Source organism: Pontibacter sp. LHS1 (genome assembly GCF_058932855.1).
The window spans coordinates 316,090-335,095 of the sequence record NZ_JBZYWF010000003.1; the positions used below are offsets into that span (position 1 = coordinate 316,090).

Annotated in this window: 14 protein-coding genes; 2 read left to right on the forward strand and 12 right to left on the reverse strand. The window is 54.0% G+C overall.

Annotated elements, in window-relative coordinates; all coding sequences use genetic code 11:
* Positions 1–48: 48 nt before the first annotated feature.
* The 5 genes from AC5FXQ_RS08530 to AC5FXQ_RS08550 all read right to left on the reverse strand — a co-directional run bounded on the left by AC5FXQ_RS08530 (position 49) and on the right by AC5FXQ_RS08550 (position 6,484).
* Positions 49–2,547 (reverse strand): TonB-dependent receptor, encoded by a 2,499-nt coding sequence (locus tag AC5FXQ_RS08530; RefSeq protein WP_493602046.1) that lies wholly within the window; start codon positions 2,545–2,547, stop codon positions 49–51.
* 39 nt (positions 2,548–2,586) lie between these two features.
* Positions 2,587–3,537: an alpha/beta fold hydrolase gene (locus AC5FXQ_RS08535; RefSeq protein WP_493602047.1), complete on the reverse strand. Its 951-nt coding sequence runs from the start codon at positions 3,535–3,537 to the stop codon at positions 2,587–2,589.
* Between the two features lie 79 nt (positions 3,538–3,616).
* On the reverse strand, positions 3,617–5,173 hold the full coding sequence (locus AC5FXQ_RS08540) for a sodium:solute symporter family transporter (RefSeq protein WP_493602048.1): 1,557 nt from the start codon (positions 5,171–5,173) through the stop codon (positions 3,617–3,619).
* 200 nt (positions 5,174–5,373) lie between these two features.
* A complete protein-coding gene (locus AC5FXQ_RS08545) occupies positions 5,374–5,661 on the reverse strand; it encodes a hypothetical protein (protein WP_493602049.1) in 288 nt (95 codons plus the stop codon).
* A gap of 55 nt (positions 5,662–5,716) precedes the next feature.
* Complete coding sequence (locus AC5FXQ_RS08550) at positions 5,717–6,484, reverse strand: LytR/AlgR family response regulator transcription factor (protein WP_493602050.1); 768 nt, start codon at positions 6,482–6,484, stop codon at positions 5,717–5,719.
* A gap of 120 nt (positions 6,485–6,604) precedes the next feature.
* Here AC5FXQ_RS08550 and AC5FXQ_RS08555 point away from each other — a divergent pair, with 120 nt between their 5' ends.
* Together AC5FXQ_RS08555 and AC5FXQ_RS08560 are read left to right on the forward strand one after the other, a co-directional pair.
* Complete coding sequence (locus tag AC5FXQ_RS08555) at positions 6,605–8,770, forward strand: sensor histidine kinase (protein ID WP_493602051.1); 2,166 nt, start codon at positions 6,605–6,607, stop codon at positions 8,768–8,770.
* A gap of 255 nt (positions 8,771–9,025) precedes the next feature.
* A complete protein-coding gene (locus AC5FXQ_RS08560) occupies positions 9,026–9,847 on the forward strand; it encodes an alpha/beta fold hydrolase (protein WP_493602052.1) in 822 nt (273 codons plus the stop codon).
* Between the two features lie 55 nt (positions 9,848–9,902).
* On the opposite strand, the gene AC5FXQ_RS08565 is transcribed toward AC5FXQ_RS08560, so the two are convergent.
* From AC5FXQ_RS08565 to AC5FXQ_RS08595, 7 genes are all read right to left on the reverse strand, one after another.
* Positions 9,903–11,705, reverse strand: a complete 1,803-nt coding sequence (locus tag AC5FXQ_RS08565; RefSeq protein ID WP_493602053.1) for a hypothetical protein — start codon at positions 11,703–11,705, stop codon at positions 9,903–9,905.
* Between the two features lie 94 nt (positions 11,706–11,799).
* Positions 11,800–13,989, reverse strand: coding sequence for a hypothetical protein (locus tag AC5FXQ_RS08570; RefSeq protein ID WP_493602054.1), 2,190 nt, complete (start codon positions 13,987–13,989; stop codon positions 11,800–11,802).
* Positions 13,989–15,503: a BatA domain-containing protein gene (locus AC5FXQ_RS08575; RefSeq protein WP_493602055.1), complete on the reverse strand. Its 1,515-nt coding sequence runs from the start codon at positions 15,501–15,503 to the stop codon at positions 13,989–13,991. Before AC5FXQ_RS08575 ends, AC5FXQ_RS08570 begins: the two co-directional genes overlap by 1 nt.
* Positions 15,504–15,509: 6 nt before the next feature.
* Positions 15,510–16,274 carry a class I SAM-dependent methyltransferase gene (locus tag AC5FXQ_RS08580; RefSeq protein ID WP_493602056.1) on the reverse strand — a complete coding sequence of 255 codons (765 nt, stop codon included), beginning with the start codon at positions 16,272–16,274 and terminating at the stop codon, positions 15,510–15,512.
* Between the two features lie 38 nt (positions 16,275–16,312).
* On the reverse strand, positions 16,313–17,212 hold the full coding sequence (locus AC5FXQ_RS08585) for a DUF58 domain-containing protein (protein WP_493602057.1): 900 nt from the start codon (positions 17,210–17,212) through the stop codon (positions 16,313–16,315).
* Positions 17,213–17,224: 12 nt separating this feature from the next.
* On the reverse strand, positions 17,225–17,764 hold the full coding sequence (locus tag AC5FXQ_RS08590; protein ID WP_493602058.1) for a hypothetical protein: 540 nt from the start codon (positions 17,762–17,764) through the stop codon (positions 17,225–17,227).
* Between the two features lie 80 nt (positions 17,765–17,844).
* A complete protein-coding gene (locus tag AC5FXQ_RS08595; protein WP_493602059.1) occupies positions 17,845–18,840 on the reverse strand; it encodes an AAA family ATPase in 996 nt (331 codons plus the stop codon).
* Between the last annotated feature and the right edge of the window lie 166 nt (positions 18,841–19,006).

Here is a 19,006-nt window from a genome sequence, read left to right on the forward strand (position 1 = left end):
AAAAAACAGAGCGCCCTTTAGGGGCGCCCTGCTCTTACCTTAATCTATCTACCTAACATCATTTGTCTTTTTCTTTCCGCCAAAGTCGAAGCGCAACTCAGCGGAGTACAGACGTCCGATCACCGGTGAACCTACAAACTCGCGCTGCTCAACATCAAACAGGTTGGATACGCTGGCTCCTAATGTGATCATTTGCGTGAAGCGATAACCAGCGCTCACATCCACAGACGTGAAGCCGCCCAGTGGACCATAGTTGTAAAGGAGCGGTGCCACACGCTGCTCGCGGTTTTCGCGGGATGCCACCTGTGAGCCAGAGAAGAAATCATACTCCGGCAGGATGCGCACATTCACAGAGCCAAAGAATTTGTTGTTGAACAGGTCTCGGGCCGTGAAGTTGAAGTTGTAGCGGTGTTTCGGAGCATTCAGGCTGCTCTCGGCCGGCGTCACTTTGCCATCGCCGTTGGCATCGTTGTCCAGGTTATCGCGGTCTGTAATATCGGAATTGAAATAAGAGTACTTGGCTCCCAAGCTGAATTTATTGCTCAGGTAATAATTTATACCCAGATCGGTTCCCCAGGAGTTCACATTACCATAGTTCAGGTAAGTGAGGTAGTAGTTGAGGGCATTAGAAGCAGCTTCCGTCACATCTTCGCTTCCCTTGCGGATTACTTTCTCTTTGCCCATGATCGGGGTGATGCCTGTTAGTGGGGAGATAAAATCCTGTGACATGGAGTACCAGGTGCTCAGGTCCACATAAAACTTGTCGGTGGGAGTACCTTTGTAACCGAGTTCAAAGGTCTGTACACGCTCTGGCTCCAGCTTCGGGATCTCGCGAGTGGCACCTGTCTCCGTATTCTGAATTGTCAGACCTGCGCCGCTACCCAAAATGGCCAATGCGCCATTGTTCAGATAAAACTCCTGGAATTGGATAGAGGGAGCTGCATAAGCACGGCCATAGGTAGCTCTGAAAGTACCTGCCAGGGCATTCAGCGTCAGGGCCGCTTTCGGGCTGAACTGGGTGCCATAGTTGTCGTGACGGTCCAGGCGAGCGCCTACGACGGCACGCACTCTGTTCCCAAGGCTGCGCTCGATCTGAGCCACAGCACCATACTGGTTCAGGATGATGTTGCCGTTACGGTCGTCGAGGTAGGTCTGGCGGCTATAGGCAACATCGCGCTGGAAGCTAAGACCTGTGATCACATCAAAACCGGCGTAGCTGTTGTTGTATTGTACCTCACCGTTCATGCGGTGACTCTTGTCTATAAAGCCTGGGAAAGCGATGGCAGGTGAGCCAGGGTAGAGCGAACCTGCCGGAGCACCGGTTTTAGACTTTTCGTGTGCTACGTCCTGTGACTGGCCCAGGGCACGCAGGGTATGGTAGTTGGTTGTGCGGGCATTAATCTGGTAAGTATCACCGGCATCGTTCCAGGTGTTGTATACCTGTGCGAAGATGCGGGGCGTCACAATGCGACCGTGCAGGTACTGGAAGGTCCAGCCGTTGATCTGGTTACGACCGTTGTTCGTCACGCCAATGTTAGAACCCTGCCCGATGCCATAGTCCAGAATGATGTCCATATTCTGTCTGGGTGTGTAGTACACGGCGGCGCTGGCACGCTTGAAGTTGAAGCCAAAATCCACGTCATACTCAGGCTTAGGGCCCAGCGTGGTATATACGGTGTCAATGAACTCAAAATCCTTACCCTCGGTATACTCTGCATTTACCTTATAAGCGAACTTGCTGTTGATGACACCTGCATGGCGGGCTCGGGCTGTCAGCACGTTTTGATTACCGGCGCCTAATGTTACGGTTGTGCCTGGATAGCGCCGCGGATCTTTGGTGATGGTGTTGATGATACCGTTGTGCGCATTCGGACCGTAAAGCGCCGAAGACGGGCCAAGAATCACTTCTACACGCTCAATATCTTCCTTTATCACGGTGTTATAAAGACCAGCCGGAAGACCTGTACCACCTGGTAGCATCGAGTTACGGCCGTCGGTCAACTGGAACATCTTCACGTTGAAGGCATTGTTGAAGCCGCGGGCGTTGATGCCGATACCAGCCACACCCGAACGCACTACTTCCACACCCTGTACCTTGTTGAGCAGCTCACCCACGTTGAATGAAGGCAACTCCGTCAGGTCGCGCGACGAGATCACGCTGATGGCAGCAGGGGCTTCTGTCAGTTTCTCGGGTCTGCGGGAAGCCGTTACCACAATCTCTTCGCCCACCATATTGGTCATGTTCATGGTGACAGTGCCGATGTCGGTGGTGCCGCCTGAAGTAACAGTGATGGACTGCCGTGGGAAATTATAGCCTACATAGGAAATGCGCATATTGTAGGTCCCAGCCGGCACATCCATGATGCTAAACTCACCGGCAGCATTCGTGGAAGCCCCTTTGGTTGTTCCTTCGAGCAAGACAGTGGCCCCGGTCAGAGGCTCCCCGGTGTCGGCCCCGAGCACGCGGCCTTTGACACTGCCGCTTTGGGCGAGTGCTACCTGTGTCACTGCAAGGAGTGCGAACAGGAGTGTGTAAATTTTTTTCATGGCAATGTAGGTTAGATGTTTAAGGTTATCGCTTAGGTGCTATTTCAGGAAGCTCCTGATAGCTTTGTTGAATGCATTGGCTTGCTCGTACTGCAGAAAATGCCCCGCTTCGGGCAGCATCACCAGTTGGCTGTTGGGAATGCGGTCGCGGGCAGCTTCTGCGACTGCCTGGGTAGTCAGGTTCGGGTTAAGGTAGCGGTTCGGTATAAGGGCGTCCTGCGCACCGAAGATGATCAGCGTCGGTACCTGTACCTGTGGCAGTTGCTCGTACACCGGCTCGTCGACCATACCTGCCACACTTCCCGCCACGGCTGCGGAATAAGCTCCAAACTCAGCTGACTCTGTCATTTTCAGGCGATCGTCGATCATGTACTGCACATCAGCCGGCATCTGGTGAAAGTTGACTTTAAAGTTGGCCGTTATCTGTTCTGGCGTGGTTTTCTGCACGCTTTCCGGCGTCACCGTCATTTTAAAGAGCTGTTTTTGTTGCTCCGTGAAGGTCTCTATACCTGCAGGAGCAGCCAGGATCAGGTGCTTGATGCGCTGCGGTTCTTTCAGGGCGGCGGTAATGGCAATCTGCCCGCCCATGGAGTGGCCAACCAGTGTGGCTTGTTGCAGCTGAAGCGCGTCCATCAAGGCCAGTACGTCATCTGCATAACTGGCCATACCTGCGGTCACGCCTGTTTTGTCGGACTTACCGTAACCGGGCAGGTCAATGGCGATGCAGCGGTAGTGCTGGCGAAGCTCGGCCACGTTCTTGTCCCAGGCCGGCAGGTAGCTGCCCAGTCCATGGATGAAGACAAGCGTTTCGGAGCCTTTGCCTTCGTCGGTATAGGCGATTCGTGTACCGTTAGGCAGCGTCACTTTCTTAGTGGCATACTTGTAGCTCAGCCCTTCAAACACAGGATCGGCCGCTGGTGCAATGGCAGTAGCTGAGGTGCTGGCAGTCGCTTGTGTGTTGGCTGCTTCTGTGCCAATGGTATTGTCCATACCTGTTGATGCTGGCACAGGCTGTGCCGACTGGCAAGTTGTGTGCAGGTACAAGAGACCTAATGAAGCTACTAATAGCCTAGTTTTTGAGCTCACTTTCATAGCTTGGTTTAATCAAAAGTGAAGGGTCTATAATTTCTGCTTTTTTAGCAGGCTGACGGAACACATAGTAAAAGATGAGACCCACCGCTACTGATGCCAGGATGGCCAGGGCGGCTGCTATACCTGGGTTTCGCACAGGTGCTTGCATGTAGGTAGTGAGACCGCCATAGTACACGCTAAAATGCACGATGACCGATGTAAGAGAGGCTGCCACTGGGGCAATAAGCGGCACGCGGCGCAGGAACATGCCAAACAGCACTGGCACAAAAGCGGCCGAGAAGTAAGCGTACACCCCGTTCTGTGCAAAAATACCCACGCTCAGGTTCGGGTTCTGCAACTGGTCGAAGGTCAGCCAAATGGTAACCCCCGCCAGCACTACGATGACAAGCCGGTTAATCATCACACCCCGTGCTTTAATGCTATCGCCCACAATTGGGGTTAGGATATCAGAAGTGATGGTGATAGAGAGCGACTGAATAAGGCCTTCAAGAGTAGAGAGTCCTGCTGAGATCAGGCCCAGCACAAGCAGCAGGCCTACATAAACCGGAAACTCACGCACCACATACGCTGACATGATGCCATCGACAGGCAGCGGCTGGCCATTTGCGGTGAGGTCGGGAAAAGAAATACGGGCGTAAAGACCGGCAAACACCACTAAGAAGAACAGCGCCTCGGCTAGCACGCCCGTCAGCAGGTATAGGTTCACATCTTTCTCGTTCTTGAGCAAGAGCGACTTGGTGATGATGTGCGGCTGGCAGACAATGGCCACCCCGATGATCATCTGGCAGAAAATGATCTCGAAATTATCGCGGAAAAGGAAGCTCTGCGGGTTGGTCGGTGAGATTAGCAAAGGGTCGATGGCGGCCAGTTTGTCAAGGAAGCCGTGCACGCCATCGCTGAAATGCTGATAGCCGGAACCAAGAAGTATAAAGGCCACAACCAGCATCAGCACCGCCTGGATCATGTTAGTGTACACCATCGAGTTGGCGCCCCCGAACATCATGTAGCCGAACACAAATACCACGATGCCCACGCATACATGCAGCTCGTTCAGGTTGAGCACACTGGCCAGTACTTTGGTAAGGCCTACACAAATCAGGACGATAAAGGTGATGAGCAAAAGCGACAGGAAAGCAAAGAACATGGCATAGCCACGGCTTTTGTAAACCAGCCCCATCCACTGGGCCATGGTCTGGGCCTTTACGGCGGTGCCCATCTTGCGGAAGCCTTTGGTGAGCGCCACCAGCGACACGAGCGCCGCTATCGGCAAGGCAATGGCCATGGAGATGACCCCGCTTATACCATATAGCGCCACAAAGCCTGGGTTTATAATGAAGGTGGCAGCACTTGTCATAGAAGCAGCTAATGCCAGACCCACGGCAATTGGTGAAAAAGCCACATTGCCAAGCGCGTAATCAGAGATGGAGCGAATACGCAGCGCACCCCGTATCACAAAAAACAGGATAATGCCTGCGTAGGCGAGTACAAGTACCCAACCGGCTGTTACAAGCTCCGATGATGCCAGACTATTCATGCGTGAATGGTATTATTGCTAAAGAAATATTGAATTAATTTAGCTAATATTAAACATTAACAGAAGCCTATACTTGCCAAACGGGAATAATTTAAGGTGAAATCGGTGAGGTGGAAGGTGGGGTGTTATGGCAAGGCAGTGACACGACTACTAGTGAGCTATATTAAGCAGTGATAGCCATAAAGTTGATAAGAGACTTATCACTGGCGTCGAACTTTATTTTTGATCAAGGAATAAAATGCGTGCATTAAAAGTGTTGAAATACTTCCAAAGATCCAGAATGCAAGGGTGATGCCTAAAACAGGCATGCCACAGTTGGCCCCGTCAGGATCTGGATCCGGATAAAAATATCTTGGCAAAATAAAGATGTGACTTACTAACAATGCCGTCAGTAAAACAATTTTTCCATAGCTAAGCCTTAACTTATCGATGACCAAGTAAAGCATTAACTGACCCAAAGGGATCAAGACTATTAGCTTTAAAATCATGATTTAGATTAGTTTGAGATAAAGCTATAGTTAGCAGCTTGGTTTAATAGATGCATTACAATATCTGCAACCGCTTCAGCAGAGCATCCCGGTGCGTGTTGCCGATGGGGATCTGCTTGCCGCCGATCAGGATGTTGTTGTCTTCGATGGCTTCGATGGCAGTGAGCTGCACAATGTAGGAGCGGTGCACGCGCATGAACTGGTTGGCGGGCAGGCGCTGCTCCAGGTTCTTCAGGCTCTGGCTCACCAGGTGCAGGTGCGTGCGGGTCTTGATGTTGCAGTAGATGTCCTGCGCTTCGGCCCAGATGATGTCTTCGAGCATCACTTTCTCGAGCCGGTTTCGCACTTTTACAAACAGTGCGTCATGCAACAGAAAATTGTCGGCCTCAACGGAGTCGATGCTTTGCGCAGGTATAGCCGGCGCAGCCTGCTCGGGCTGCCATTGGCGGGTGCCGGCATTGTGGATGGCCAGCTCGATGCTGCTCTGTAGAGTGCGGGCATCAAAAGGCTTCACCAGGTAGGCATGCGGGTTGGTTTGCTTAGCGCGGTCGATGGTCTCCTTATCCGAAAAAGCCGTCATGAAGATGAAGGGCACTTTTGTCGCTTTGGCCAGCATGGCGGCTGTTTCGATACCGTCGAGTTTGCCGTCCAGCGTGATGTCCAGGATGATCAGGTCCGGTTGGTGCTGATGTACCTGTAGGAGCAGCTCTTCGCCCGAACTCACAGCCTGGCACACTTCATACCCCATCGACTCGAGGGAGAGCGACAGGTTCTGGGCAATCACCACATCATCTTCTGCAATCAGTAACTTCAGGCGAGCCATAGGGAAGGTATAAGTGAAATCGGTCAGGTACGTCAGCTAAATATAGCAAAATGATTCTATAGGCAAAATGCTCAGCTTACGGAAGTATAGTGGAATTGAGATTATTTTGTAAATTGACGTATGCACTCGCTCCGCTATATCTGTTGTTCATTGCACCTGCTCAAGTTGCTGGTCCTGCTGCTGTTCCTGGCGGCAACGGTGCAGGCACATGCGCAGGCACCTGACACGGTGGATGTGTCGGCTTCGGAACAACTGGTGGCGGATGCCCTGCAGGTATACCACGACCCGAGCGCCAGACTGAAAGTGGAGCAGCTGCAGAGCCGGTCTTTTGCGCCCAACAATCCCGCTGCTGTGCTGGAGCCGGGTAAAACGGTGCACTGGGTACGGGTGGTGTTGCGAAACCCGACCAGCCGCGAACTAACACGCCTGCTCTACGCTGGCGACTGGAGTCACCTGGAGCTTTATCAGCAAAATGAAACAGGCTATACCTTGAAGCGAACGGGGCAACTGTTGCCTATAGGCGAGCGCGACGTGCCTTCGTACAAACCTTACATCCGGCTGGAGCTCCTGCCTAACAGCACCACCACACTATACCTGCGCCTGCAGGGCGATATCAACCTGTACAAGCCGCAGGCGCTGCGTATGCAGTTGCTGCAGCCGGAGCAAGTGGAAGCCGCCAACCGTAACAGGTTGTTCGTTCAAGGCATCTTCATCGGCATCATTCTCGTGATGACGCTCTACAACCTGGTGCTCTTCGCTTCGGTGCGCGACCGCAGCTACCTGTACTACGTGTTGGCCCTGCTGGGCACAGGGCTGTACTTCATGTTCTACCACGGCTTCGCTATTGAGCTGCTCTGGCCGAACGCCCCACTCTGGAATGCGCACAGCTTTCCATTCATCGTGACCTTCAACGGACTGTTCCGGGTGCTGTTCACACGGCACTACCTCAACACCCAACGTACCATGCCGCTTTGGGACAAAGCACTCACGCTGCTGGCGCTGCTTTACATACTGCCGGTAGGTATGGGCCTGCTGTCGTACTTTACCCCACTCGACCTGCTGCAGGCCTGCGTGAGCCTGATCGGCATCATCGGGGGTCTGGTGCTGGTCGCCATGGTTTTGACTAGTATTCAGTCGCTGCGACAAGGGTACAGGCCGGCACTCTACTTCCTTATCGCTAACATCTTCTTTGTGGTTGGGGCCCTGCTGTTTATTCTGAAGGAGAATCATTTGGTTCCCGATACCATCGTGACCGTGTATGCGGCGCAGGTAGGTATGGTGGCGCAGGTGGTGCTGTTCTCGCTTGGTCTGGCCTACAGGCTGAACACCGTCACGAGCGAGCTCAATGCCAGAGTGCTCGAAAAGGAGCGACTGGAGCGCGAGAAAGAGACCGAGCGTAAGCTGCTGATAGAGCAACAGAAAAACGAGCTGGAAGTGACGGTCGCCAATCGTACGGCAGCACTCCGGCACCGCACGCAGGAACTCAAGGATACGGTACGCAAACTCAAAGCATCGGAGCACAAGCTGCGGCGGCTCAACTTTTTCAAGGATCGTTTTTTCTCCATCATCTCCCACGACATCCGCACGCCCCTGGCTACGCTGGAGTCTTTCCTGAACATACTAGTGAACTTCTCCGACAAGATGAAGCCCGACCAGATGCAGAAACTGGCCACCCACACACAGGTGTCGGTGCGCAACCTGCAAGCCCTGCTCGAGAACCTGCTGCAATGGTCGACGGCCCAAACGGCTTCGGGGCATCATGTGCGCTTTGAGCCGGAAGTGCTGTCGCTGGCCGAGCTGGTGAACCGCAATGTGGCCCTGCTGAAAGACACAGCCGATACAAAACAGATCACCTGGCAGGTACAGGTGCCGGAGCTTTTGCAAGTACGGGCCGATGCCCACATGCTCGACTTTGTGGTGCGCAACCTGCTGCACAACGCCATAAAGTTCTCTTACCCCGGCGGGCTAATTCAGGTAGCTGCAGAAGTAAGTCCCGGCAACATGACAACCATAGCTGTAACCGACCAGGGCACCGGTATAAGCCCTGATGTGCTGGCGACGCTCTTTAGGCTGGAAACACCCGCCATGGCGACCAAAGGCACTGTAAACGAGAAAGGCACAGGTCTGGGGCTGCTGCTCTGCCGCGATTTCGTGGAACGGCATGGCGGCAAAATACAGGTAGAGACGCAGCTGGGGCAGGGTAGCCGGTTTTACTTCACGATACCTCTGGCTATACCTGAACAGGCGACCGATAAATCCTTATTGATAGAAGGGGAGATATGCTAGCCGCTTCTATACCTGATTCTGCGTTTTGCATACCATGAACTACGGGCCGGTTGCCAACTGGCACTGTATAAGCCTACCCGTTATACATGCAGGGCAAGTAGCTTAGGTATAGACAGCCGGTTTTCATAAGAAGTTTACCACGAAAGTTTGTGCCTACACCTGATACAGGTACGGTTTGACCATACCTCACACGGCGCCTTTCACAATTTTCCTTTAGATTTGGTTATCATCTTTCCACCCTAAACCCACAGCACCATGCGACATCGCCTACCCGACGGATTGGAAATGCATTACGAACTGCACGGAAATACTGACGCTTCACAAGCAATGGTTTTCCTGAACGGACTCTCACAGTCGACCGCTGCCTGGGCGGGATTGGTGCATGCATTGGGTAAGAAGTACCGACTGGTGCTGGTGGACCTGGTGTTTCAGGGGCAGTCGGATGAAGCGCCGGAGCACCGCAGTTTCGAAGGCCATGCCGCTGATCTGGCTGATCTACTGCGGGCGCTGCAGCTCCCAACTGATACCATTTTGGTCGGGATATCTTATGGTGGCGCGGTGGCGCAGCGCTTCCTGGTTAACTACCCGGAGCTGGTGCAGCGGGGCGTGCTACTCTCCACTTTCCCCTACAAGGATGCTTATTTCGATGCCATCGGGGCCAGCTGGAAACAGGCTTTGCTGGCAGGTGGCTATCCGCTGATGCTCGACGTGATGCTGCCTTTTGTGCTGGGGCGCAGCTATTTCCTGAACCCGATCATCACAATAGAAAACCTGAAGAACAGCAAGACAAGCCAAAGCCCAACCCCGGAGCGACTGCTCAAGTTGGTGCGCGCCACCGAAGAAAGCGGCAACTACCTGGAAGAGCTGAAGAAAGTGCAGCTGCCGGTGCTGGTGGTGCATGGCCAGGAAGATATGCTCTGTACTCCAGAGATGGGGCAGGCCATGTATCAGGTTTTGCCGCACGGCGAGTTGGAAATTCTACCTCACGTGGGCCACACGCTCAACTTGGAGTGTATACCTGACCTGATCCAACTGCTGGATACTTTTGCGGCGAAGGCAATAGCAGTTGAGAAGTAGACAACGAGGGGCTACAGCGTACAGGCATATAAAATAAATATCTCAGAAGCAGGCTTTACAGCTTCTCTTCCAGCCACAAGAAGCTGCTGCTGAGCACGAATAACAGGAAGAACCAGATCACCGGCACCTGCTCTTGAGCATACGCTGTTGTGCTTGCCACTTCTGTGCGCCGTTGCTGCGTAGCAAGCTGCAAGGTCGCTTCACGTTTGGCCTGTATACCTTGGTGCTGCCAGGCGGCGGTATCCTGCACCAGGAAATAAAACGGTTCCACTCCCGGTGACTCCACCACATGCCATCCCGTTTGCCGTGGCCAGAAAGTGCCTTCGTATACTTCCGGCTGATGCACGTTTTGCTGTAGGGCTATACCTGTGCGAACGGTGTCGGCTGCGCTGCGGACAGTGGCCTGAGGTATGGCGGAAGCTTCGGTTAAGGTATAGTCGGTGAGCCGGAGTGCAACAGGCTGTTGCTGCTGCGGAATTTGCGGCTGTGCGAGTTGCCAGAATTTTTCCTGAACTTCCCGCTTGGCCACTGACGAAAGCAAGTGCGCCCAGTAGCTGGCGTAAGTGCTTTGCTTGCCTTCGAGCTGCCAGCTAAAAGTCTGCGGCACCACCGCCATGGCCACAGTACCCCAGCCCGCTTTTCGACCTGCTGCTAACAGGTTATCATTTTGCTCTTCTATAAGGCCTGTCACAGCATCGCTACTCACCAAGGTATAAGGCGATGCAGGTATAGCGGCGGCACTGGCGTTGGTCCAGTTGGCGCGGGCGGTACGGGCATCCTGCTGCGACAGGCGCTTGCTCTGGAAGCTCGTGAAGAAAGCTGTCGTACGGTTGCCCAGTTGCTCGCCGGCGATGGTGAGCACGCCCAACCCGTCATCAGTAACAGCCCGCTGCAGGATAGCACGTTCGGCGTTGCTGAGCTCCTGCAAAGCCTGTGGCTCCGTGATCACCACATCAAACTGCTGGAGCAACTTAGGCGTGATGCGGCTCAGGTCGGTCTGCGCCATGTTAAGCCATTCGCTTTGGTACATGCCTCTGCTGACTGTGCTGCGCAAGGCGACTTTATGCTGCAGCTGACCCAGGTGGTTTTTCAGAAATTTGAACTCGAACAGCGGGAAAGAAGAAACGAGCAGCACGGTCGGTTTAGCGGCAGGGTATACCTGCACCGGCACCTGGCCCAGCGTGTCGGCGCTATCGCCTGCTCTGGCCACCAGGGTATAGGTATAGCGACCTTCCTGTTTTGGGGTGTAGCGCAGCTGGAAGGTATGCTGGCCAACTTCTTCCAGCGTAACAGAATCCTGCGCCTGCCCGGCAGCCCGAAGGTATAGGGTTGTTTCTTCCGCAGTTGATAAGGTATACTGCCCCGCCACCGTCACCGCCTCTCCCAAAGAGACATGCTCCGGCCAGGTAACGGAAGCTATACCTGCCGGCATACCGGATAGGTGTGGCATCAGGTTGATATCGTGCAGGGCCTGTAGCTCCTGCTTTTCCAGGCCATAGCCCAGCATATGCATGGTCTGAACCTGCGGCTGCTCCTGCCGGAAGGTATAGAAGTCGGAGATTTGGGCTGCTCTTGGAGTTTCTGTTTTATAAGTATAGACAAGCGGCTTTGGCTCCAGTTGCTCGAGAAGTTTATCAAGTGAGTCAGGTTCGTAACCCTCTGTTAAAAGTATAGCTGTGCCCGGATCAAGTGCCCGCTCGTAGCTGGGTGGGAAAAGCAACAGCACCAGACTGATACCTGCCACCGCACTCGCCAACAGCCGCCACACCAACCGCCTGCGGTCTGGTCGCCGCCAAGCCAGCCAGCCAAGCAATAGCACAGCTATGATAGCGAGAAGGTATGGGAGGGTGGTGAGCATGTTTGTCTGAATCAGGATTTACAGGATTAAAAAATTTTCAGGATTGATATTGTGGTTTAACATGTGAGATCGATTGCTAACTGCTTATTGTTTACTAGTTACTGTTCTCTGGTAACTGCTTCAGATATTCTCTCGCCAGTTTGCTCCTTGTCGTGCCTTGCTTTTGTGGTGAAGGAGCCGCAGCTGGTAACAATTCGTGCCATGCCCGCTCTACCGTCACCAGGCAGTCTTTGCAGAGCGCCCGGTTGGTGTTGATGTCGGCGATTAGCGTGCGCAGGTCCTGCATGGCGCGGAGGTAGCGACCGGGTTTGGCTAGTGCCTCCTGGGCCAGTTCCCGTCCGGCCCGCTCCAGCACCGCCACATCCTGGTGGCTATACCGGCCTCCCTGCTTTTGCCGCTCCAGCCACTGCAGGGCCTGCCGGGTTTGGGGCAGCTTCGTTTCAGTTTTTATCGTTCTACTTTCAGCCGGCGCTTTTATTTTGCTTAACTCTCCCGTCAGGCGCTTTTCGGGCTCTTTGAGTGGGGGCGGATCGAAGCCTGTTTTGGCGGCGTAGGCGCGGGTGCTTTGCTGCACCTCCTTGAGCATGCGCAGGGCCTTGTACTCGTAAGGCAGTGCTTCTTTCGGACGATGGGTGCGCAGCCGCAGCTCGGCTTCCCACATTTGGGCCAGTGCGCCTTTGAGTTTGGCTTTCACGGCAGGCTCGAAGAAGGTAGCTGCTTCTTCCTGGTCGTGTTTGTGCAGGTAGGGATCGAGCAAGGCTTCCACACTGGTCTGGTCTTCGAACTCGGGGTGGTCATGGCCGTCGCCGGCAAAGTGCTCCTCTTCTTCGTGGCCTTCTTCACCCTCCGGTATACCGCCGCCGGGGCCTATACCGGACTCAAATTCCTCACCCAGAAACTTGCCGTAGCGCAGACGCAGCAGCTTTTGGTCCACACCCAGGTTGTTGCCGCGCTCTTCAAAAACAGCCCGGCTAAGTGTTTTTTGTTCTTTAATTAACTTCTCGGTGTCAATGATGATCTGGCGTTGGCTGCGGAAGTACTCCGGCACCGGGTTCACGCCCATGGTCAGGTCGTCCATGCTTTCCACGATGGTGGTGTCTTCGATCTGCACAAAATAGGTTTCAGAACGGGTATAGCCGCGGTGATTGTCCCAGGCCTGCACATAAAAGTAAAGCTCGTCGCCGTACGTCATGCCCAGCTTTTGCAGGTCGATGGTCTTGTTCACGCTGAAATTGCGAGTCTGCCCACTAAAACCTAGGCTGATCTTCTCTTCTCGAAACTTCACAGCCTCACCTGTACCCTTCGCCACGGTGGCGATCATGTTCGCGTCGCGCAGACCGTAGTTATCGGAGAGTTCAGCCCGGATGGTCACCCGCTGCGGGTCACCGAACAGGATCTCGGTATACTGCTCCGGCTTCGTGATTTGGATGATTGGGGCTTCGTCCGGAATGATCTCCAGGGTATAGTAAGCCGATTTCTGCCCGTTGACAGTAATGTGGTACAGTGCAGGTTCTGTAAAAGTCTGGGACAAGGTATAGCTGCCGTTCTGCGAAGTGGGCGTGATAGGTTTGCCTTCGTTGAGAACAAGTTGCAGGGTGCGGGCAGGGCGGTTGGTGCTGATGCGCCACGTCACAGTAGCTCCCTGCTCCACCCGCAGGTTGGGCTGCTCGGCCTGGTAGGCTTTGTGGCCGGTATAGGCAGGCGGCGTAACGTTGATCTCGATCTTCTGAATCGTGACAGCTGTGTCGGCCACTGCCTGTGGCGTGTTGGGGAAGTCAAGTTGCAAGGGAGCGGGCGATGTGGCGTCGGCCACGGACTCGGCTGGCAGCGCGGCTATACCTGCCGCTACCAACAAGGCTATACCTAAAGCCAGGTAAGTTGGCTTTTTGCGCAGGTGAAACAGCGACTCTTTTTCAGGTATAGCAGTTTGCAGCTGACTCGCCACCCGCTGCTGTTGCAGGCGCTCCAGCAGGTTGAGCTCGGCAGTGGGGCGGAGCAACAACTCTGCACTGTCTTCAAGTTGCGGATAGGTGCGGTTCAGGTGACGCGCCACCTGCTGCAGGTCCGTCTGGCTTACCTTGCGCCAGGCCCAAAACAGGTATAGCAAAGCGCCCACGATCAGCGAGACAGCCATGGCCGCTAGCAAAGGCACCTCCAGTCGCCACTTGTACAGGATGGCAACTCCCACCAAGGCCACAGCCAGCGCCTGCAAGGTATACAGCCACCCCTTCGTCCGGATGTACTCCCGGCGGATGCGCTGCAAGGTATGGAGACTGCTTTGCATTAGACTGCTTTTCGTTTACTGGTGATCAATCGCTCCGCTAAAAATAACAGAAATGCCAGCAATACCAGCCATGGGATCAAGCTGTGCTGCTGCCTTTCCGACTCGGCTTGCTTGCTGATGGACTGTATTTCCGGCTTCAGCTGTGATTCATCTAAAGCACGGGCATCGTACTGATTGGCACTTTGTTGTGGTAAAAGCAAAGGCAGCAAGAGCTCCGGCAGTTGTGCGCTCTGCCCCAGCTGGCTCCAGGCTGGACCAAAGCCGCTCCTGAAATGATAGACCTTGCCTAGCCCCAACCTTTGCATTGTCAGTAAAGGCTCTCCGGCTGTGGTCTGCCAAACTGGACCTGCCATGGCCTGATCTATACCTGCTGTTGAGAGCAGGCGTATTTTGATTTTTTCTGCACTTGCTGAAGTGAGGCTTGCATTAGTGGCTACAGGCTCAGTAGCTGCCTGCACCCAAAGCTGAGTGCCCTTCGCCTGCACCTGCTCCAGCCATGTCTCCGGTACTTCCTCGCTGCTAAGCCAGAATAGCCAGCTGGCGGTGGTGTCGGGCTGAGTGTCTTTTGCGAACGGCCGGAGCTGGAGTAGTATACCTGTGTAGTCGCTGATCGCCTGCACTGCTGCTTGCAAATAGCGCACTTCTGGCTGTTGTACTTCGTCGTGTGCTATACCTAGCAGGAGTGGTTCTCTGTGAATCGTGACCTGTTGCGGCACGTTTCCGTTCCACTGCGCCAGCAGTACATCGTCTTGCAGCGTCAGCTTTACCTGACTGCCATTTAGGTTCAGCGTTTGATTAGTGTTAGCAATACGGGTATGGCTATACCTGGAGCCGTCGCGGTTACCTGTTCCGGTAATCAGCAGCAGGCTGTCCGCTGACAAAGTATAAGCGGCCTGCACCCAATTGACAGATTGCTCTAGCGCCACAGGCACCCAGCGGATGTTCTCCTGCAGTGGAGCAGGCGTGCCCATGAAGTGCCGCTGCTGATCGGAGGTGAAGAGCCAGACACTGTCCTGCGGCTGGTCGTACTGCTGCGCCAGTGCAGGCAGCAGGCCCCAGTGGTTGCCGCTGCTCACTACAGAATCAGTTGGGTTGCTGCTGAGCGTTTGCCAGGCTTCGGCAGGTATGGCGCCAAAAGCCGGGGTATAGCGGTGCAAGGTATAGCCGCGCTGCAGCAGGATGTCTACTGTTGGTTTGATGTCACGCAGGGCAGTGCTATGCAGCAGTTCCGGGCTAATGAAAACCGCCTTCTGTGCCTGGCGGGCAGTAGGGCTTCCTTCCCAAACAGGCTTTGCCAAAGCCGCTGCCAACAAAATGAAAATAGCGCAGCGCAGCACCAGCAGCCATACATCGCTAAGTTTTATGCTACTCCAGCGCCTGCTTGCTGAGGGCTCCAGCCAGCGTAGACTACCCACCTTCACAGTTTTCCCCTGCCGCCTGTTCCACAGGTGGATCGCAATCGGCACCAATATTGCCGACGCCGCCAAAAACCAGTATGGAGAGAGGAAAGTCAAGTGAGTTTAAGAATTTGAGAGTTTAGGAGTTTGAGAGAGACGCACTTTGCCTACTCTGGTTAAAATATTAAAAGTTACAGCAGTGGTTTGGCCCTCGAATGCATCACGTAGCTGCTCTTCTATCAATTGCACGGGGTTATGGCCTTGCTGCTTTTCGTAGTGCTTCACGGCCGACCAGGTGTTCAGGTAACCGATCAGGTCATCAGGAGTCCAGGTATAGCTGCTGCTAAATTTCGGCAACTCAAGCTCCTGAAAAGGAAACGGAATAGTACGGTAGCCTTCGTCGAGGTACTGCCGCTCCGGATCCCAGTATTTGTCGAGCAAATCGCTGTATAAATGTTGTATTACTCTATCCAAAGCAGGAGTTGTGCTAAGTAGACCATAACCGATCACTGCAATCAGGCCTTCGGGCTTAAGCACACGCCTCACCTCCTGGTAAAACCGCTCAAAATCAAACCAGTGCACAGCCTGCGCCACCACGATCAGGTCTGCGGACTGATCTGGCAGGGAAGCCTGTTCGGCCTGCTCCACTCTGTAGCTGATGTTGGGTAACTGCACAGCATTACGTAGTTGCTGCTCACTTATATCAGTAGCAACCACCTCAACAAAGTGCTTGGAAAGCATATTGGCTACCTGTCCGTTACCTGTGGCACAATCCCAGGCAAGCTGCAGGCCTGGTGCTAAGCCTGCCAGGTGCGCGATGAGTGCACCTGGATAGGTAGGCCTAAACCGGGCGTAGTCTACGGCATGACCAGAAAAGTTATCTTTCATCTGTATTACATTCACTAAGTCACTCATTCATTTAATCCCTACCCTAATACCAGCCTGTTCTTCAGAAACGCCCTCAGGGCTTTGTCCAGCGGCTCGTCGGTGACGAAACGGTCATAAGCGATCTGTCGGTTGCGCATGGACTTCTCGGTTTGCTGGAGCCAGTCCTGCAGCTTGGCCAGATAAGTTTTGCGTTGTTCAGCGGTGCCTACCTGCATCGTCTGGCCTGTTTCCAGATCCTCAAAAGTAAGCGTGCCTTCAAACTTAAAATCCAGTTCGTTGCGGCTCATCAAGTGGCATAGCAACAGCTCGTGCCGCTGTGCGCCCAGTTTGTAGAGCAGGTCTGTTATTTCGTGCCCGTGCTCGTACAGGTCGGTCACAAACACGGTCAGCTCCTTTTGGCGGCGGTCAGCGAACAGGTTGGCAGCTGTTTCGGGATCGGGAAAGCGGCCGCTGGGTCTAATCTCAGCCAACTGGTGCCAGAAGCGCTGCAGGTGCATGTTGTCGCTGCGGGGCGTCAAGTTAATCAGCTGCTGCTCATGCAGTACATACAGGCCTACTGCATCGCCTTGGGTAGTGGCCAGGTAAGCGAGTGACGCCACCAAAAAGAGGGCATAGTCCATTTTGGTGAGACCGTTCTCGTCCTCGTGCGCCATCGAGGCGCTGCCATCCACGATAAAGCGCACGGTGATGTTGGTGTCTACTTCAGCCTCGCGGATGTAATAGCGATCGGAGCGCGCAAACATCTTCCAGTCGAGCTGGCGCAGGTCGTCGCCAGGCTGGTAGCTGCGGTACTGACTAAACTCCAGCCCTGCTCCGCGGCGTATACTCTGGTTCTGACCGCTCAAGAAGCCCTCCACAACGGTTTTGGCCAGCAGTGGCAGGTCCCTGATAGTTGCCAGCACCTTCGGGTCGATGAACTTGTGTCCTGTTTGCGACATGGGATGTTGCTGTTAAACCAAACTCTGGCGTAGCTTCAGATCAACCAGTTCTGCTTCGATCGTAGCTTCATCCAGTATGATATCTACGCCGCCAATGAGTTCTTCACGCACTTTCAGCATATACTTTTGCGATTCCGTGTACAGCACAATGGCCGCATCGTATGCAATAGCTTCGTCAAACTCCTGATTCCAGTCCTGGTATACCTCGATCATCAAAACAGGCGTCGATAATACCCGAATTTCAGAATGCTGTCCCGACTGCAGGAGCTTTTCACAACGTAGTGGTGTCCGGCTTTCCCCGATCTCAAATTCATAAAACGTGGTAGAAGAACGGGATGTCAGCTTATAGTCGGCACTGACGTTGATAAAGCGCTGGTCCTGCTTGTTTTTGGTCAGGCCAATGGCAAACTCAGGTGCCCAATAGGTGACTTTGCCACCTGTCGCCTGTATCTTTATATTATCAGTAAAGAAATAACAGATTCTCTCCCCTACAATCCTTTTCAGGAGTTGCGTATCCGTGTCCGTCAGCTTTATGTTCTCTATTTCTTCCATCTGTTTTCAGTTTCTGATTGTCCTGTCGATCTGCAGTGTACCTGCTAACTCGCAACGAGCGACTTCACTCATAGAGCAACCTATACCAATACCGTTTGAGGTAACTTGATATGCTGCAATAATTCTTCTACCACCCTATCTGGTGTGATGCGCTCGGCCTCGGCCGTAAAGTTGACCAGTATGCGATGGCGGAACACCGGGTAGGCCATGGTTTGCACGTCGGCGGCCGTTACGGCAAAGCGGCCCTGCAGCAAGGCCCGTGCCTTGGAGGTGAGAATAAGTGCCTGCCCCGCCCGTGGACCTGCTCCCCAGCGGACATAGCTCCTGATGTGCTCGCTCGAGGTGGTGTCAGGTCTTGTCGCCCGCACCAGCTGGTTCACGTAAGTCAGGAGGTCTTCGCTGATGCTCACTTCGCGCACCAGTTGCCGCAGTTGCAATACCTCTTCGCCAGTAATGGCCGGGTGTACTTGTGCCTGCCGGGTGCCGGTTGTGCTGGTGAGTATGTTAAGCTCCTCCAGTTCGGTCGGGTACTTTATTTTGATGTACAGCAGGAAGCGGTCTAACTGCGCCTCGGGCAGCGGGTAAGTACCGGCCTGCTCGATCGGGTTTTGGGTGGCAAGCAGAAAGAAAGGCTTCGGCAAGGTATAGGTGGTGCCCGCATAGGTCACTTCATACTCCTGCATGGCCTCCAGCAGCGCCGCCTGCGTTTTAGGCGGCGTCCGGTTGATCTCGTCGGCCAGCACGATATTGGCGAAGATCGGGCCTTCATTGAATTTGAAGAAGCGTTTGCCTGTAGCATGATCCTCTTCCAACACCTCGGTGCCGAGTATGTCGGTCGGCATCAGGTCAGGGGTGAACTGGATGCGGCGGAAACTCAGGTCCATGGCATTGGACAAGGTGCGTACCAGCAAAGTCTTCGCCAGACCCGGCACGCCCTCCAGTAAGCCGTGCCCGCCAGCCAGAAGGGTAATCAGCACCTCATCGAGGACTTCCTCCTGCCCCACGATCACTTTTTGTATCTCCTGCTTGAGCTGTGGCAGCTTGCCGAGGAGTTGGTTTATGTCTTGTTCAGTCACTGTTTAATGAGTTAATGACGTAGTATTGTTATAGTAATGGCTGCAGCAGGTATAGCAACCTAATTTGTTTCATAGTTTGCCCTAGCCGGGCGGGCCCTACTTTTTTCTTGATAAAAAAGTAGAGGGGCCCCTACCCCCAGTAGGCAAAAAAATCAAGATGCTCCTT